This is a genomic window from Streptomyces sp. ATexAB-D23, from assembly GCF_000373645.1.
Taxonomy (GTDB): Bacteria; Actinomycetota; Actinomycetes; order Streptomycetales; family Streptomycetaceae; genus Streptomyces; species Streptomyces castrisilvae.
Genome location: NZ_KB892024.1, coordinates 427,402 through 444,355 on the forward strand (window position 1 = coordinate 427,402; position 16,954 = coordinate 444,355).

Below are 16,954 nucleotides of genomic sequence, written 5' to 3' on the forward strand. Positions count from 1 at the left end.
CGTTGACGTCATGTGGCCTGAGCCGCAGAACGGTAGGGCGGGGCGGGGGAGCGCAATCAAGTATGCATGTGGAGCGCAGGCCGGTATCCGGCCAGCTCGCTCCGGCACCCGCACGAGTGGCGCCGGGCGAGCTGCCAGGGCCGTCGCTGGCAGCATGAGAGATCTGCGCGGGACGTTTGCGTCGTACTCAACTTCGCAGGAGCCCCATGAGCGAGTCGCGACGGATCTGCTGTGTGACGGCGAGCTGCTCGTGCAGCCGTTGCTCATGTTCATCCAGCTGCGTCATCGCGTCGGCGACCGCCTGTTGCACTCCCAGGTCTGGCAGTGCAACCGGCAATTCACTCAAAGCATTGAGAGAGATGGTCTTCATGGTCATGCTCCCCGTGGAGTGGGCATCGAGCCACTGGCGTGCCTCTGTACTGCGGAGGTAGGCCGCGAAGTAGTCGGCGTTCAGCTCAGCGGGCGGCCGAAGCACGAAGCAGCCGGTTCCACAGAGCCATCCCTGTTGCTCCTCTCGGACGACCGCACAGCGTCCCAGCTCTCCGCGACGTGCCAGGACCACGTCTCCGAGGTGAAGGCGAAAACGTTCCAGATCATTGGCTTGCCGCTCGGCGACGTACTTGATGCTCGCCGTGCTGATGCCATTGTTGGTGAGGTCCTTGGGCATCACCACGGGGATGCCGACGTCCTCGTAGTCCTCGGCTCGGATGAGACTTCCCGAAGGTCCGGCGAAGAGCAGGCCAGGCTCAGATCCCTCGAACAAGTCAGCTGGAGTGCCCTTCACAACGAGTCCAAGGGACACACGGGGGAGCTCGATCCCGCTGCGAGTCAGTCGTTTGCACACGCTGAGACTTCCCTGGACGGCACGGCTCGAACGCGACGTCGCATCGTCATGCCGGCCCAGGGCATCGAGCATGAGATCGAGGTCTGGTGCTGCTGGTTGCTGCTCAGGGTCGAAGTGGACGTATCGGCGCGGGTCGAGGCTGCCGTCGTTCTGGTCGATCTCGGCATGCGATACCGAACGAGAGAATCCCGGCTCATCCGGCGTTGCGGAAGGGGACAACCGCCACGCGTGAAACCGCGTACTGATGCGATCCGTGTCCTCGGTGGTCAAGGTGCATGGCTGCCGTGGAGCCTGCTTACCGAGTCTGCTTGCATCGATGAAGAGGACGGATTTGGTATCTCCTACCGGGAGGTGGCGGGATTTGTCGCGAGCCAGCACCCAGATGTGCACGGGAATGGCGGTGTGGGGTGCGAAAAGGTTCGCTGGCAACGCAATGACAGCGAGGAGAGCACCACTGGCGATCATTCTCCTGCGGATCAACGCCTCACGGCCGCCGGACCAGGCGGCCCCCGGCGGCATGATCATTACCGCGAACCCCTCTTCGCTGAGCCGGCTCCACGCGAGCTGGAGCCAGGCGAAGTTCGCACTGGACTCGGGCGGTTGCCCGAAGGGCCAGTCGACTGCTCGGTGAGCCGTGATGCGCTGGTTGAACGGCGGGTTGCTCAGCACCAGGTCGACAAGGCCCGTGCCCCGGTGCTGAAAGAGCGACACCGGATCGGAGGCACTTACCACGGGCTGATCCACTCCGTGGATGGCCAGGTTCATCATCGCCAGCCGCGGATTGCTGCGATCTGTGGCATGAGCCTCGAAGGCAGCGCCGTCCAACCGACCGTGTTCCGCGATTCGCTCCGCTGCGACTGCGAGAAGGCCACCAGTGCCGCAAGCCGGATCAAGGATTCGATCTCCCGGCTGCGGGGCTGCGGTCTCCACAAGCAGGCGCACGACGTCGCGCGGTGTGTAGAACTCTCCTGCCAGAAAAGCCCCTTCCTGAACATGGCGTTCGAGGAGCAACTCATGGACTTCCGCCAGGCTTGCTTTGGCCGGCGCCGGACCCTGCGTCAGGGCAGCAAGGAACGCGGCTGCCCAGGGAACGTCGTCTGCTCCTTCACTTCCGTCGAGGAAGTCGACGTCAAGCCTGTCGATGTCAGGCACAGGAAAGAGCTGATGCCTACTCGCGATTCTCAAGGCGGCACGCAGGTCCACGAGCGGCGAGATGCCGATCTGGGCCTCCGCGGTTGCTCGATCCCACCGCTTGACGAACTCATCCGCCGGTTCACCGACCGACTCAACAAACCCTGCAAGAAGCAGGATCGTGGTCATAGAGGTGAGGTCGCCGAACGTCTTCCGGCCCCGTTGGAAGGGTGCGTATGCCCGCCAGAGCCGGTCCGCAACGTCCGCAGATGCGCTTTTCGTTCCCGTGCTTCCCATGTGCAGGTCTCCTCGATCCACATCGACTACTGCAGTTGGCTGATGGTGTATGCCGCTGCTGAGGCGACAACCATCAGCAGGCATAGACGCAGCGTCATGCCCGTGCTCTGCATCGCCTTCCCCAACAGCTCGAAGAACGACTTCACTCTGTGGTGCCCCCTACCACTCTCGATTGGGTACGTGCGCAGTAGTGCTGCGCAGCCTCTCACTTAGGGGCCCTGTTACTGGATGGTCGCGCTTGACCCTGAAGTTGAGGCGGATTGACTAGGAATTTAGCAGTGGATGAAGGCATGCGCGTGGCTGTTGCTTCTCCGCTCTCGTCCACAGCGCTGACTGCGCAGTGGTGCTGCGCAATGACCTTGGGTGAAGTTGCTGATGGTGGACGTGTCGGGACTGCGGCGGAGAGGAGGCGTCGCCTGGGATGGCGCTTCGAGTGTGAGGCAGGTCACCTGGGGTGTCGGGCTTGCTCAACTCGTCCTCTACGCGGCTACCGAGCGCCCGAGCATCTATGGCCGCGCGGCGCCGACGTGACACTGTGATCGGTCTTCTGCGGGGCCGGCGTGAGCCGCCGAGGCGACTCCACGGCGCGCGTAGCCCGTCGGGCAGTTCTCGACGGGCTACGCGTACGTGCTCATCGTGATTCGAGGTGTACGCAGGTCCGAGACGGTTCGATGGGGACGGCTGGGCATACCCGCGGAAGTCTGCAGCGTCGCTACGCGCTTCATCCAGGGTCTCCTTCTCGACTGCGAGGTAGGTGTCGGCAGTCGCCGCCTCCAGAAAGCGTTCTTCCCTGGGAAGTGCAAGCCGAGGAGCCGAGCCGAGGGGATGAGGCCAGGAGGCTCTGTCGCCTGTTGTGAAGCCTGACCGCACGGCGCGGAGCTGCGCTTCCCGCCGGGGCTGGATGCACGATCGGGCGCCCACTTGACCTGCCCCACCGCATTGACCGTCTGGAGCCAGAACACTTGGCGAGCCTGTACCGCCGGATGCAGAAGAACGGCAGCAAGGCAGTCACCGCCCATCAGGCCCATCGCGCCGGTACTGACCTTGGCGAGGCGATGCTCCGTGGCCACGCTGCGAAGAACGCTGCCGCCCTGGCCGAGCCGCCACGGGTGGAGGAGCCGGAGGAGGAGATCGAGCCCTACTCGGTCGAGGAGGTCCAGAGCCTGCTGATCGAGGTGAACAAGCGCCGCAACAGCGCTCGTTGGATGCTGGCCTTGGCCCTCGGCCTGCGACAGGGGGAACCGCTGGGGCTGCGCTGGGTCGACGTGGACCTGGACCACGAGTACCTGAAGCTACGCCGAAACCGTCTGCGCCCCAAGTGCGAGCACGGGTGCAAGGAGGCAGCCCCGTGCGGCAGGAAGGCCGGGTACTGCCCGGACCGAAAGCAGGTACGGCGCGAGACGAGGAGCACCAAGTCGCGCGCCGGCCGCCGTGCGGTTCCCCTGCCGGGCCCCTGGTCGTGATGCTGCGAAAGCACAGGGAGATCCAGGCTCGGGAGCGCAAGACCGCCGGCAATGGGCCGAGTCGGACTACGTGTTCACGAAGCCGCTCGGCGGCCCGCTCAGTCCGAACACGGACTACCACGACTGGAAGAGGCTGCTGGAGGGCGCCGGGGTGCGTGACGCGCGGCTGCATGACGCCCGTCACACCGCCACCACCGTCCTCATGCTGCTCGGCATCCCGGACCGCGTGATCGACCAGATCATGGGCTGGGAGGCAGGCACCTCCTCACGGATGCGCGCCCGGTACCTGCACGTGCCCGACGCCATGCTGAAGGAGGTGGCGCAGAAGCTTGCGGACGCCATCTGGGGGACCCGCACCGAACGCTCCTATGGATAGAGACCAGGACAACGAGGGCTGAGACAACGCCGAAGGGCCCCACCGCGAACGGTGGGGCCCTTCAACGTATTGCCCGGTGAGAGCAATGGCGGAGGATACGAGATTCGAACTCGTGAGGGGTTGCCCCCAACACGCTTTCCAAGCGTGCGCCCTAGGCCACTAGGCGAATCCTCCGCGGCAAACAATACAAGACGTTGAGGAGTGCTCGCGAACCCGTTCCCCGGGAGGGGGTCCCGGGGGGCCCGGGTGTGTGTGTGGGGGGGAGGTGGGGGAGGTGGACTTGCGGGGGTGGGGATCGGTTAAGGTGGGCGTCAGCCCCTCACGTGGCGCTATCTGACTGAACTCCCCCAGGGCCGGAAGGCAGCAAGGGTAGGTTGGCTCTGGCGGGTGCGTGGGGGGCCCTTGTGTGCCCGGGGGCCGGTGGTGGCCCGGGGCGGGGCCGGTTGTCAGTCCGCCCCGATAACCTCGTAGGTGTGTCGTCCCTTGCGCTGTACCGCCGCTACCGCCCCGAGTCATTCGCCGAGGTCATCGGTCAGGAGCATGTCACTGACCCGCTCCAGCAGGCCCTGCGGAACAACCGGGTCAATCACGCGTACCTGTTCAGCGGCCCGCGAGGCTGCGGCAAGACGACCAGTGCGCGCATCCTGGCCCGCTGTCTGAACTGCGAGCAGGGGCCCACGCCCACGCCCTGCGGGGAGTGCCAGTCCTGCCAGGACCTGGCGCGCAACGGGCCGGGGTCGATCGACGTGATCGAGATCGACGCCGCTTCGCACGGTGGCGTGGACGACGCCCGTGATCTGCGGGAGAAGGCGTTCTTCGGGCCGGCGTCGAGTCGTTACAAGATCTACATCATCGACGAGGCCCACATGGTGACCTCGGCGGGGTTCAACGCCCTGCTGAAGGTGGTCGAGGAACCGCCGGAGCACCTGAAGTTCATCTTCGCGACCACCGAGCCCGAGAAGGTCATCGGCACCATCCGGTCGCGTACCCACCACTATCCGTTCCGGCTCGTGCCGCCGGGGACGTTGCGCGACTACCTCGCCGAGGTGTGCGGCAAGGAGAACAGCCACGTCGACGACGGGGTCCTGCCGCTCGTCGTGCGGGCCGGTGCCGGTTCCGTGCGTGACTCGATGTCCGTCATGGACCAGTTGCTCGCCGGTGCGGGCGACGAGGGTGTGACGTACGCCATGGCGACGGCGCTGCTCGGTTATACGGACGGCTCGTTGCTCGACTCGATCGTGGACGCCTTCGCGGCGGGCGACGGGGCCGCGGCCTTCGAGGTCGTGGACCGGGTCATCGAGGGCGGAAACGACCCGCGCCGGTTCGTCGCCGACCTGCTGGAGCGGCTGCGCGACCTGGTGATCCTGGCGGCCGTGCCGGACGCCGGCGAGAAGGGTCTTATCGACGCGCCGGCCGATGTCGTGGAGCGGATGCAGGCCCAGGCGTCCGTGTTCGGGGCCGCCGAGCTGAGCCGCGCCGCCGATCTGGTCAACGAAGGGCTTACGGAGATGCGTGGCGCCACCTCGCCGCGCCTCCAGGTCGAGCTCATCTGCGCCCGGGTGCTGCTGCCCGCCGCCTTCGATGACGAGCGCTCCCTCCAGGCCCGGCTCGACCGGCTGGAGCGGGGAGCCTCCTTCGCCACGACCGGCCCCGGGCCCGCCATGGGCTACGTCCCCGGGCCCGAGGCCCTCGCCCACGCCCCGGCCGCCCCGCAGCCGGCCCCGCACATCCCCGCCCCGCAGCCGGACGCCGGGTCGGGGCCCGCCGTCGCGCGTGCCGCGGTCCGGGGGGACGCGCCCCCGCCGGCCGCCCCGCCCGCCCAGCAGGCGCCGCCGCCCGCCGCCCCGCCCCAGGCGCCGCCCGCCGAGGCGCCCGCCGGTCAGCGGCCCGGTGCCTGGCCCGCCGCGGCCGCCGCCCCTGAGCAGGGGCGCCGTCCCGGAGGCTGGCCCACGGCCTCCACCCCCGGCCGGGCGGCCGCCCCGCAGAGCGCTCCCGCGGCCCCCACGACACCTGCCGCGCCCGCTGCCCCCGCGCCGGGCCCGGCAGCCGCTGAGCCCGCCCCGGGCATGACGCAGGGCGCCGGTCAGGTGCGCAACATGTGGCCCGACATCCTGGAGGCGGTCAAGAACCGCCGACGTTTCACGTGGATCCTTCTCAGTCAGAACGCCCAGGTCACCGGGTTCGACGGCAGCACCCTGCAGATCGGCTTCCTCAACGCCGGTGCCCGCGACAACTTCGCGAGCAGCGGCAGCGAGGAGGTCCTGAAGCAGGCGCTGGCCGAGCGGTTCAACGCCCAGTGGAAGATCGAGGCGATCGTCGACCCGTCCGGGGGCGCCGGACAGCCCTCGCAGGCGCAGTCCGGCGGCCAGCGTCCGTACACCCCGCCGCCCGCCCCGCCCCGCCCCGCAGCGCCCGCGCCGCAGTCGTACGAGTCACGGCCCGCCCCTGCCCCCGCACCGGCCCCCGCCCCCGCGCCTGCCCCGCAGCAGCCGAGCGGCGGAGGGGCACAGGCCGGGCCCCCGCCCGCGTCGTACGCCGCCCCCGAGGCGCCCATGTCGGTCGCCCCCGAGGACGACACCCCTGAGGCCGACGACCCGGACCTCGTCGACTCCGCGCTCTCCGGGCACGAGCTGATCGTCCGCGAGCTGGGCGCCACCGTCGTGGAGGAGTTCACCAACGAGTAGCGCCTACGAGTAGCGCCCACGAGTAGCACCAACGAGCAGCGCCGATGCGCGGCGCCGGACGGCCGGGCGCCGGACGGCCGGGCGCCGGACGGCCGGGCGCCGGACGGCCGGGCGTCAAGCGCCGCGGCACCGGTCGGCCGGGCGCCAAGCGGTGGGGGTGCACCGCCCCGCCCCCTGTCCACGGATCGGCGCTCGTCAAGGGCGCCGCGCCCCGGCGGCTAGGCTGCACCCCGTGAAGGTCCTCGTCATCGGCGGCGGCGCCCGCGAACACGCCCTGTGCCGCTCTCTGTCCCTCGACCCCGACGTCACCGCTCTGTACTGCGCCCCCGGCAACGCCGGCATCGCAGAGGTGGCCGAACTGCACCCGGTCGACGCCCTCGACGGCGCTGCCGTCGCGCGCCTCGCCACCGAGCTGGGCGCCGGGCTGGTGGTCGTCGGCCCTGAGGCGCCGCTCGTCGCCGGGGTCGCCGACGCGGTGCGTGCCGCGGGCATCCCGTGCTTCGGCCCGTCCGGCGCGGCCGCCCAGCTGGAGGGGTCCAAGGCGTTCGCGAAGGACGTCATGGCCGGGGCGGGCGTACCGACCGCCCGCAGCTACGTGTGCACCACGCCCGCCGAGATCGACACCGCGCTCGACGCGTTCGGCGCCCCCTACGTGGTCAAGGACGACGGTCTGGCCGCCGGCAAGGGCGTCGTCGTCACCGATGACGTCGAGGCGGCCCGCGCCCACGCGCTGGCCTGCGACCGGGTGGTCATCGAGGAGTTCCTCGACGGCCCCGAGGTGAGCCTCTTCGCGATCACCGACGGCACCACCGTGCTGCCGCTCCAGCCCGCCCAGGACTTCAAGCGCGCCCTCGACGGCGACGAGGGCCCGAACACCGGCGGCATGGGCGCGTACAGCCCCCTGCCGTGGGCGGACCCGAAGCTGGTCGACGAGGTCATGCAGTCCGTCCTCCAGCCGACCGTGGACGAGCTGCGCCGGCGCGGTACGCCGTTCTCGGGGCTGTTGTACGCGGGCCTCGCGATCACCTCGCGCGGGGTACGGGTCATCGAGTTCAACGCCAGGTTCGGCGACCCGGAGACCCAGGTGGTCCTGGCGCGTCTGCGGACGCCGCTGGCCGGTGTGCTGCTGGGGGCCGCCAACGGCACCCTGGACGCGCTGCCGCCGCTGAAGTGGCGCGACGCCGCCGCCGTCACCGTCGTGATCGCCTCGCACAACTACCCGGGCACCCCGCGCACGGGTGACCCCATCGAGGGGCTGGACGCGGTCGCGGAGCAGGATGCCCCGCACGCCTACGTACTGCACGCCGGGACCCGGCTCGACGGCGACACGGTCGTCAGCGCGGGCGGGCGGGTGCTCTCCGTGACGGCGACGGCGGACGACCTCGCGGGCGCCCGTGAGCGTGCCTACGCGGCGGCGGCCAGGATCCGGCTCGACGGTTCCCAGCTCCGTACGGACATCGCGAAGAAGGCCGCGGAGGACGCCCGGACGGGGCAGCCCACGCAGGCCTGATCCGAACGGAACGCCCTACCCCTCCGACCCCCTTTCACGTCGGCACCTTTGCCCAAAGCCATTCCATCGGGTGACGGCTGAGCCATCCGGATGACGCCCGTCGAACCCCCAACTAGGGTGCGGCGCAAGCGTTCCGGCACTTGGCCCACCGGCATTGCGATGTCGGTGGCGGGTGCCACAGTGGGGGAGTGAGCAACGCCGCCGTGGGGGCAGAGGGGGTGAAGTCCGGCCGTGTCAGGTACCGGTACAGGTGAGGAGTTGGGTGCGCGGGCAGCGCGTGTCCGGGCCCGCGCACTGCTGCGCATCCGCGGCAGGGCGACAGCGGTCGCCGTGCTGCCCGCAGCGCTGGCCGTGGTCCTGTTCGCCGCGGGCGCCCAGGGCTTCGCCGACGGCAGTGGCTGGGCCGCGGCGCGCTGGGCCGTGGCCGGCTGCGCGGTCGTCGTCCTGCTGATCGCGGCGGCCGTCGCGATCGCGGTCGTACGGGCGAAGCCGGCGGTCAGCCCGACCGTCCCGCTCGGCGAGAAGGCCGCCCCCGATCTCTACCGGCTGGTCCACGACCTGGCGGACCGGCTCGGGGTGCCCGCGCCCTCGGCCATAGCGCTCACGCCCGACTGCGACAGCTGGCTGGAGGACCGCGGCCATCCGTCGGCCGGTGGCTCCGTCCGGCGCGCGCAGGCGGCCCCCGTGCTGGTCATCGGCTCCCCGTTCCTGTGGTGGATGCGGGTCGCCGAGCTGCGCGCGGTGCTCGCCCCGGTCGTCGCGGGCACCGGTTCCTCCGCCCACCCCGACATAGCCGCCGCCCGGCGCTTCGTGCGGGGCCTCGACGGGGCGGTCGCCGACGCCTCCGTCCCCGCCCGGGGCCCGGTGCGCAGGGCGCTGCGGCTGCCGCGCGCCTTCGTCGGGCGGATCGCCCGGATACTGCTGCGCAGCTGCCGCGGGCACGCCGCGGAGATGGAGCGGGGCGTCGCCGCCGCCGCGTCGACGCGCGCCCAGGCGGTGGACTACGGGCTGAGGATCGTCGCCCAGGAGCAGGTCGGCCTCGCCTACGCCGGCTGGGACCGGCTGCTCACCCGCGTCGCGCTGCCCGCCTGGCGGATGGGCCGCTGGCCCTCGCAGCTGGACGCGGGCGTCGTCTCCGCCCTCACCGAGCTGTCCCGCCGCGACCGGCTGGCCGAGGGATACGCCTCCCGGCTCGGCGAGCGTCCCGCCTGCGACCTGCTGGAGGAGCCGGGAGCGGCCGACGAGGCGGCATCCCTGCTGGCGGCCCGCCTCTTCCACGGCGGGCCCGCCGAGACGGGCCCCGACTGGGCCCCGGTGGACTGGCAGCAGTATCCGGACGAGGTGGTCGACCGGAAGTGGCGCTCGGAGGCGGCGCGCCTGCACCGCGTGCTGGACGCCATGGGCGTTCCGCCCGCCGCGGCCGTCGGCGGGGTGCCGACGCTGGCGCGCGTCGTGGAGCATCTGGAGACGGGGGAGCACGGTGGCGAGGAGCTGGCGGCCGGGATCAGCGCGGCGGTGGCCCGCGAGGAGGCCGAGGCCCAGGAGCGGGTCCCTGACGCGGCCCCCGGCGGCTCCGCGCAGGCGGGCGGCTCCGCGGGTTCCGCTTCCGGCGACGACGTACTGGCCCTGTGGGGGCCCGACCCGCTGCCCCTCTTCCCGCTTCAGCCGCCCCGTACGGGCACCGATCTGCTCGCCGATCACGTCGCGGCGATGGTCTGCTGCGCCGCCGTGGACACGGCCGGTGCGGCGCCCGGTCTCGACTGGCTCGACGGACCCATGCTGCTGGTCGACGGCGAGCGCCGGGCGGATCTCGGCAGCCCGGTCCTCAGCCTGATCGAGGACGGCGACGCCGGCCCGCTGCGCACCTGGCTCGCCTCGGTCGGCGTACGCACCGACAAACCGGTACGTCTGGTCTGAAACGTACGTCCGAAAAGAGGCCTTGCAAGGGACGTCCGGAAGAGGTCTCACCGACAGGGCGGGGCGGCCGAAGCGGCCGAGAACAAGTCCATAACCGGAGCAATAGGTTCCGTTCACGTCAATTCGCGACGAACGGTGACGGAGTGCGTGCGTTATGTGATGTGCTGGGGAACGGCGCTGACAGTCGGCGCATCACTGTTGATCCGGGGGCCTGAGGGAGGGGGAGCGTGATGGGGGCGGAACAGATCCGTCGGTGGGAATCGGGTGCCCTGGCGCATGCCGTGACCGATCCTTTCGGCCAGGGGCCGCTGCCCTGGCTGCGCGGCAGTGAGAACTACTTCGACGACACCGGCCAGGTCGTCCCCTGGTACGCGGACCCCACGCTGCCCCGTGGTTCCACCGACGGCGGCACGCGTACCGCCGACGACGTGCGCCGGCAGATCAAGGGCTTCGCCTCCACCGGAGCGGCCGCCCCCGGCGAGGCGATCGACTTCCACATCACGGTGGACCCGCCCCAGCAGTTCACCGTGGACGTCTACCGGATCGGCCACTACGGCGGCGACGGCGCGGCCAAGATCACCACAAGCCCGCGCCTGTCCGGCATCGTGCAGCCGCCGCCCCTCACCGCCGACCGCACCGTCTCCTGCCACCACTGGTGGCAGTCCTGGCGACTCCAGATCCCGTCCTACTGGTCGATCGGCGCGTACGTCGCCGTGCTCACCACGCTCGACGGCTACCGGTCGCACATCCCGTTCACCGTCCGCGACGACCACCCGGCCGACCTGCTGCTGGTCCTCCCGGACATCACGTGGCAGGCGTACAACCTCTACCCGGAGGACGGCCGGACCGGCGCCAGTCTCTACCACGCGTGGGACGAGGAGGGCAGGCTGCTGGGGGAGGAGGACGCGGCGGTCACCGTCTCCTTCGACCGCCCCTACGCGGGCGCGGGCCTCCCGCTGCACGTCGGACACGCCTACGACTTCATCCGCTGGGCCGAGCGCTACGGCTACGACCTCGCCTACGCCGACACCCGCGACCTGCACGCGGGCCGGGTCGACCCCACGCGCTACCGGGGCCTGGTCTTCCCCGGCCACGACGAGTACTGGTCGGTGCCCATGCGCCGCACCGCCGAGCGCGCCCGCGACAACGGCACCTCGCTGGTCTACCTCTCCGCCAACACCATGTACTGGCAGGTCAGCCTCGGGCCCTCGGCGTCCGGCGTCCCGGACCGGCTGCTCACCTGCCGCAAGCGCCGCGGCCCCGGCAAGCCCGCCCTCTGGCGCGAGATCGACCGCCCCGAGCAGCAGCTGCTCGGCATCCAGTACGCGGGCCGGGTGCCAGAACCGCACCCCCTCGTCGTACGGAACGCGGAGCACTGGCTGTGGGACGCGACCGGCGCCGGTGAGGGCGACGAGATCGACGGCCTGGTCGCGGGCGAGGCCGACCGCTACTTCCCGCGCACCACGCTGCCCGAGCACGACAACCGCATCCTGCTCGCCCACTCCCCGTACCAGGACAGCGAAGGGGCGACGCGCCACCAGGAGACGTCCCTGTACCGGGCCCCGTCCGGCGCACTCGTCTTCGCCTCCGGCACCTTCGCCTGGTCGCCGGCCCTGGACCGTCCCGGCCATGTGGACCCCCGCATCCAGCGGGCCACCGCCAACCTCCTCGACCGCATCTGCAAGCGCGCCTGAACCACGGCGTCCCCGTCCGCTTCCGGGGCGTCCGGTCCGGCACCCCTCCGCAGCCGTCCGCACCCGGATACGGGACAATCGGAACGGTTCCTGGAACAACCTACGCGGAGGCAGCGTGTCCGGATTTGTAGAAAAGCCCGAGCCCGTGCAGGTACCGGGACTCACCCACCTGCACACCGGCAAGGTGCGAGACCTGTACCGGAACGAGGCCGGTGACCTCGTCATGGTCGCCAGCGACCGGATGTCCGCCTACGACTGGGTGCTGCCGACCGAGATCCCGGACAAGGGCCGTGTCCTGACCCGCCTCTCGATGTGGTGGTTCGACCAGCTCGCCGACCTCGTGCCCAACCACGTCCTGTCGACCGAGGTGCCCGCCGGGGCCCCCGACGACTGGGCCGGCCGCACCATGATCTGCAAGTCGCTGCGGATGGTCCCGGTCGAGTGCGTGGCCCGCGGCTACCTGACGGGCTCCGGCCTCACCGAGTACAACGAGTCCCGCACGGTCTGCGGCCTCGCCCTCCCCGACGGCCTCGTGGACGGCTCCGAGCTTCCGGGCGCCATCTTCACCCCCGCCACCAAGGCGGCCGTCGGTGACCACGACGAGAACGTGAGCTACGAGGAGGTGGCCCACCAGGTCGGCACCGAGACGGCCGCCCTGCTGCGCCGGACGACCCTGGACGTCTACGGCCGGGCCCGCGACATCGCACGCGAGCGCGGGATCATCCTCGCGGACACCAAGTTCGAGTTCGGCTTCGCGCCCACCGCCGACGGCGGCGAGGAACTGATCATCGCCGACGAGGTGCTGACCCCGGACTCCTCCCGCTTCTGGCCTGCCGCCTCCTGGGAGCCGGGCCACGCCCAGCCGTCGTACGACAAGCAGTTCGTACGCGACTGGCTGACCTCGCCGGCCTCCGGCTGGGACCGCAGGAGCGAGCAGCCCCCGCCGGCGCTGCCCCAGGAGATCGTGGACGCGACCCGCGCCAAGTACATCGAGGCGTACGAACTCCTCACCGGCACGCCCTGGAAGTAGCCACCGCACACGAAGAAGCCCCCGGCCGGAAGGCCGGGGGCTTCTTGCTGAACCGAGCGGACGACCAGGTTCGAACTGGCGACCTCAACCTTGGCAAGGTTGCGCTCTACCAACTGAGCTACGTCCGCAAGCGCCGAAGCGCGAGGACCACTATACCCAACCCCGCTCCCTCGCGAGACGCACCGCCGCATGACGGTTCTCCGCCCCGAGCTTCGAGGCCGCCGCCGAGAGGTAGTTGCGCACGGTCCCCTGCGACAGCGAAGCCCGGTCGGCGATCTCCGAGACCGGCGCCCCGTCCGCCGCCAGCTCCAGCACCTCGGCCTCGCGCACGGTCAGCGGCGAGTCCCCCGCGGAGATCGCGTCCGCCGCCAACTCCGGGTCCACATAACGGTTTCCGGCGTGCACGGTACGGATGATCCCGGCCAGCTGGCGGGCGCTCACCGTCTTCGGCACGAACGCCCGCACCCCCGCCGCGAGCGCCCGTTTGAGGTGCCCGGGACGGCCGTGACTGGTCACGATCATCGTCCGGCAGTCCGGAAGCTCGGCCCGCAGCGATGTGGCCACGCTCACACCGTCCGCCCCCGGCATCTCCAGGTCCAGCACCGCCACATCGGGGCGGTGCGCGCGGGCCATCGCGAGCGCCTCCGGGCCCGTCGCCGCCTCCGCGACGACCACGAGGTCGTCCTCCAGCGCGAGGAGGGCGGCGAGCGCGCCCCGGATCAGATGCTCGTCGTCGGCGAGCAGCACCCGTACCGCGGTCATCGTCGTCCTTCCACGAGGCCCGGCCCCGGACCCACCATCACACCGGGACTCACCACGGAGCCCGGCCGCCCGGCCCCGGGGGCCGACGCCCCGGGAACCCCAGCCCCGGGGGCCGACGTCCTGGGAGCCCGCGCACCGCGAACCGCCGCCCCGGGCACGGTCTCCCCGCCCCCGCCCCGGGAGCGTCCGGCCAAGTCGTCGGTGCGATCGGCCTCCTCCCGGTCGCCCAGCGGGACGGTCGCCGTCAGCCGGAACAGCCCGCCCTGTGCGGGCCCCGCCTCCAGTGAGCCGTCGAGCGCGCCCAGCCGCTCGCGGAGGCCGGCCAGCCCGGAGCCCTGAGCGTCGGGCGCGGCCGCCGTCGAGGGTGACGTCGACGGCGACTGTGCCGTCACCCCGTCGTTCTCCACGTGCAGCACGGCGCTGTCCGCGGTGGTCTCCAGCCGGATCACGCAGCGCCGGGGGTCGCCGTGCCGCAGCACGTTGGTCGCCGCCTCGCGGACCACCCAGCCGAGCGCCGCCTGCACGGGCGCGGGCAGCCGCTCCCCGGTGCCGTCGCTCACCACGCACTCGATTCCGGCCGCGCTCAGCACCCCCTGGGCCCCGGCCAGTTCCGTGATCAGGCTGGCCTCCCGGTAACCGCGCACCACATCGCGCACCTCCTGCTGCGAGGCGCGCGCTATCCGCTGCACCTCGACCATCTGATCCACCGCCTCCGGCCTGCCGCGCTGCGCCAGCTCCACCGCCAGCTCGCTCTTGAGCGCGATCACCGCGAGGTTGCGGCCCATCACGTCGTGCATGTCGCGCCCGAACCGCAGCCGCTCCTCGGCCACGGCGAGCCTGGCCTGTATGTCCCGGGCCTGCTCGGCCTGCCACATCACGCTCATGCTCCAGGCGCTCGGCCGTACCGAGATCAGGACCAGCACGCAGCCGAACAGGGTGCAGGGCACCACGCCGGCCAGGGTGCCGCCCCGCAGTCCGGAAGCGGCGAGCGCTCCGGTGGTCAGGAGGGTGAGGCAGAGCGACTCGATGACGAACCGCCGGACCGGGACCAGGAGCACGCGCGTGATCACGAGCGCCATCGGGGCGTTCAGCGCCATGAGCAGCAGCCCCGATCCATGCACCCCGTCCACGCCGGTCAGCGTCGCCAGCAGCCCGACGGCCAGGAGCATGAGCACCACGGGGGCGAGCAGCCGCCGCCCGGGGAAGACCGACGTCCCGAGGTAGTGCTCGTAGGCCACGGACAGATTGCGGTTGCTCAGCACGCACTGCGCCACGCTGACCAGGAGCAGCGCCACCCCCAGCGCCAGCGGCAGCGGCTCGTGCCGGATGTCGTGGTCGAAGGGAGCCCCCTGCCAGGCCAGGGTGAAGAGCCAGGGCATCGCGCAGATGGTGAACCGCGAGTACTGGTCTATCCGCTCCATCTTGCCGCGCTCCTGCCAACTGCGGTGCCAGCCCCGAAGGCGCATCACGGCCCGTCCTCCCTGTCAGCGTCGCGGATCCCAGCGGAACCACCGCTGCACAGCAAACACGCCCACCGCCGTCCAGACCAACCCCGCCAGCGCCGCCCCGAGCACCTCCGTGCCTCCCGATCCGCCGAGCCAGCCGGCCCGGATCAGGGTCATCACCCCGGTCAGCGGCAGGAGTTCGCAGAAGGTCGCCAGACGGTCGGGGAATATCTCCAGCGGGACGAAGAAGCCGGAGCCCATCATCGAGACGAGGAACAGCGGCAGGGTCGTCAGCTGGGCGGTCTGCACGGTGCGGGTGACCACGGAACTGACCGCGGCCAGCGCCGTCAGCAGCACCACGCCCAACAGCAGGCCCGCGAGGAGCAGTGCGGGGCGCTCGGGCGCGCCGAGCCCGAAGAAGGCCGTACCGGCGACGACGATCACCAGGCTCTGTGCCAGGGCCAGCGCGCCCGCCGGCAGGGCGGTGCCCGCGAGGATCTCCCCGTCGGTGACCTCGCCGGTGCGCAGCCGCTTCAGGACCAGCTCCTCCCGCCGTGCCACGTACGCGGCGACCAGGTTCATGTAGACGGCCTGGAGCAGCACCGTCCCGATGCCGCCGACGAGCGCCGCCCCGGCCACGGTCATCCCGGTGCTCTTGAGGTCCACCTGCTCGAAGGTCGACTTCATGGCCATGATCATGGCCGCCGGCATCAACAGCGCGACGAAGATCGCCGTGCGGTTGCGGGCCAGCAGCGTCAGCTCGGCCCGCCCGAGGGCCGTCAGGCGGGTCCGGGCCGTGGTCCCCGTGGTGCGCTTCGTGGCCGGGGCGGCGGTGGTCGCGGTCGTCATGGAACAGGCACCTCTTCGGTCTGGGCGGCGGACTTCGCGATGTCGAGGAACGCCTCTTCGAGCGAGGCGGATCGGGCGTCGAGCCCCACCAGCGGGACGTCGGACTCCGCGGCCCAGCGCAGCAGTTCGGTCAGGGCCTCCTGGAGCCGGTGCGTGCGGATCTCGATCCGCGGGCCGTCGGCGGCGGCGCGGAGCCCCAGGGGCAGCCGCGCCGCGGGTATGCCGTGGGGCAGCTCGAAGCGGATGCGGGCGGGGCGGGCGGCCGTCACCTCGGCGGTGGTGCCCGCGGTCACGATCCGGCCGCGGTGCATGATCGCCAGCCGGTCGGCGAGGGCTTCGGCCTCCTCCAGGTAATGCGTGGTGAGCAGCACGGTGATGCCGTCCTCCTGGAGTCGGCGCACCAGCTCCCAGGTGTCGCGCCGGCCCTCGGCGTCGAGACCGGTGGTCGGCTCGTCCAGGAAGAGCACCTCGGGCCGGCCGAGCAGGGCGAGCGCCAGGTCCAGCCGCCGCCGCTCGCCGCCGGAGAGCTGCTTGACCCGGACGCGGGCCCGGTGGCCGAGCCCGACCAGCTCCAGGGCCTCGCCGGTCGGCCGGGCGCCACTGGTGCAGCCCGCCCACATCCGTACCGTCTCGGCCACCGAGAGGTCGGACGGGAAGCCGCCCTCCTGGAGCATCACGCCTATCCGTGGGCGGACCCGGGAGCGCTCGGCGTACGGATCGTGGCCCAGCACCCGGACCGTGCCGCCGTCGGGGCGGGCGAGGCCCTCCAGAAGCTCGACGGTGGAAGTCTTTCCGGCGCCGTTCGTGCCGAGCAGGGCGAACAGCTCGCCGCGCGCCACGCTGAAGGAGACGCCGGTCACGGCCTCGAAGCCGCCGGCGTAACTGCGCCGGACGTCATCCGCCTGGATCACGCACTCACGGGACATGTCGTCGCTGGTCATGTCTCAAGGCT

Annotated in this window: 10 protein-coding genes, 2 tRNA genes, 1 other RNA gene and 1 pseudogene; 7 read left to right on the top strand and 7 right to left on the bottom strand. The window is 71.4% G+C overall.

What is annotated here, in order from left to right; translation table 11 throughout:
- Positions 1-187: 187 nt before the first annotated feature.
- Positions 188-2,164 (bottom strand): N-6 DNA methylase, encoded by a 1,977-nt coding sequence (locus tag B082_RS0122660; protein ID WP_199783830.1) that lies wholly within the window; start codon positions 2,162-2,164, stop codon positions 188-190.
- Between the two features lie 1,040 nt (positions 2,165-3,204).
- Here B082_RS0122660 and B082_RS36445 point away from each other — a divergent pair.
- Positions 3,205-4,133: pseudogene (locus B082_RS36445) on the top strand (tyrosine-type recombinase/integrase); the annotation flags it as partial.
- Positions 4,134-4,197: 64 nt separating this feature from the next.
- Here B082_RS36445 and B082_RS0122675 read toward each other — a convergent pair.
- Positions 4,198-4,285, bottom strand: a tRNA-Ser gene (locus B082_RS0122675).
- Between the two features lie 136 nt (positions 4,286-4,421).
- Here B082_RS0122675 and ffs point away from each other — a divergent pair.
- The 6 genes from ffs to B082_RS0122700 all read left to right on the top strand — a co-directional run bounded on the left by ffs (position 4,422) and on the right by B082_RS0122700 (position 12,946).
- Positions 4,422-4,518: signal recognition particle sRNA small type (ffs, locus tag B082_RS37605), an RNA gene on the top strand.
- A gap of 66 nt (positions 4,519-4,584) precedes the next feature.
- Positions 4,585-6,795, top strand: coding sequence for a DNA polymerase III subunit gamma and tau (locus B082_RS0122680; protein ID WP_018554103.1), 2,211 nt, complete (start codon positions 4,585-4,587; stop codon positions 6,793-6,795).
- 232 nt (positions 6,796-7,027) lie between these two features.
- Entirely contained in the window at positions 7,028-8,305 is a 1,278-nt protein-coding gene (purD, locus tag B082_RS0122685; protein ID WP_018554104.1) for a phosphoribosylamine--glycine ligase, read from the top strand.
- A gap of 231 nt (positions 8,306-8,536) precedes the next feature.
- Complete coding sequence (locus tag B082_RS0122690; RefSeq protein ID WP_026250085.1) at positions 8,537-10,222, top strand: hypothetical protein; 1,686 nt, start codon at positions 8,537-8,539, stop codon at positions 10,220-10,222.
- Between the two features lie 230 nt (positions 10,223-10,452).
- Positions 10,453-11,916, top strand: a complete 1,464-nt coding sequence (locus B082_RS0122695) for a N,N-dimethylformamidase beta subunit family domain-containing protein (protein WP_018554106.1) — start codon at positions 10,453-10,455, stop codon at positions 11,914-11,916.
- A gap of 115 nt (positions 11,917-12,031) precedes the next feature.
- Positions 12,032-12,946, top strand: coding sequence for a phosphoribosylaminoimidazolesuccinocarboxamide synthase (locus B082_RS0122700; protein ID WP_026250086.1), 915 nt, complete (start codon positions 12,032-12,034; stop codon positions 12,944-12,946).
- Between the two features lie 55 nt (positions 12,947-13,001).
- Here the strand turns inward: B082_RS0122700 and B082_RS0122705 are convergent.
- The 5 genes from B082_RS0122705 to B082_RS0122725 form a co-directional block, all read right to left on the bottom strand.
- Positions 13,002-13,074, bottom strand: a tRNA-Gly gene (locus B082_RS0122705).
- 22 nt (positions 13,075-13,096) lie between these two features.
- Positions 13,097-13,708: a response regulator transcription factor gene (locus B082_RS0122710; RefSeq protein ID WP_018554108.1), complete on the bottom strand. Its 612-nt coding sequence runs from the start codon at positions 13,706-13,708 to the stop codon at positions 13,097-13,099.
- Complete coding sequence (locus B082_RS0122715) at positions 13,705-15,174, bottom strand: sensor histidine kinase (RefSeq protein ID WP_026250087.1); 1,470 nt, start codon at positions 15,172-15,174, stop codon at positions 13,705-13,707. The genes B082_RS0122710 and B082_RS0122715 overlap by 4 nt, the downstream gene beginning before the upstream one ends.
- An 18-nt stretch (positions 15,175-15,192) precedes the next feature.
- Positions 15,193-16,002, bottom strand: a complete 810-nt coding sequence (locus B082_RS0122720; protein WP_018554110.1) for an ABC transporter permease — start codon at positions 16,000-16,002, stop codon at positions 15,193-15,195.
- Entirely contained in the window at positions 15,999-16,943 is a 945-nt protein-coding gene (locus B082_RS0122725; protein WP_018554111.1) for an ABC transporter ATP-binding protein, read from the bottom strand. The genes B082_RS0122720 and B082_RS0122725 overlap by 4 nt, the downstream gene beginning before the upstream one ends.
- Positions 16,944-16,954 lie beyond the last annotated feature (11 nt).

Coding starts and splice junctions, on each gene's coding strand:
- B082_RS0122715 (WP_026250087.1), bottom strand. CDS start 15,174: ATGCGCCTTCGGGGCTGGCACCGCAGTTGGCAGGAGCGCGGCAAGATG.
- B082_RS0122660 (WP_199783830.1), bottom strand. CDS start 2,164: ATGACCACGATCCTGCTTCTTGCAGGGTTTGTTGAGTCGGTCGGTGAA.
- B082_RS0122710 (WP_018554108.1), bottom strand. CDS start 13,708: ATGACCGCGGTACGGGTGCTGCTCGCCGACGACGAGCATCTGATCCGG.
- B082_RS0122725 (WP_018554111.1), bottom strand. CDS start 16,943: ATGACCAGCGACGACATGTCCCGTGAGTGCGTGATCCAGGCGGATGAC.
- B082_RS0122695 (WP_018554106.1), top strand. CDS start 10,453: ATGGGGGCGGAACAGATCCGTCGGTGGGAATCGGGTGCCCTGGCGCAT.
- B082_RS0122720 (WP_018554110.1), bottom strand. CDS start 16,002: ATGACGACCGCGACCACCGCCGCCCCGGCCACGAAGCGCACCACGGGG.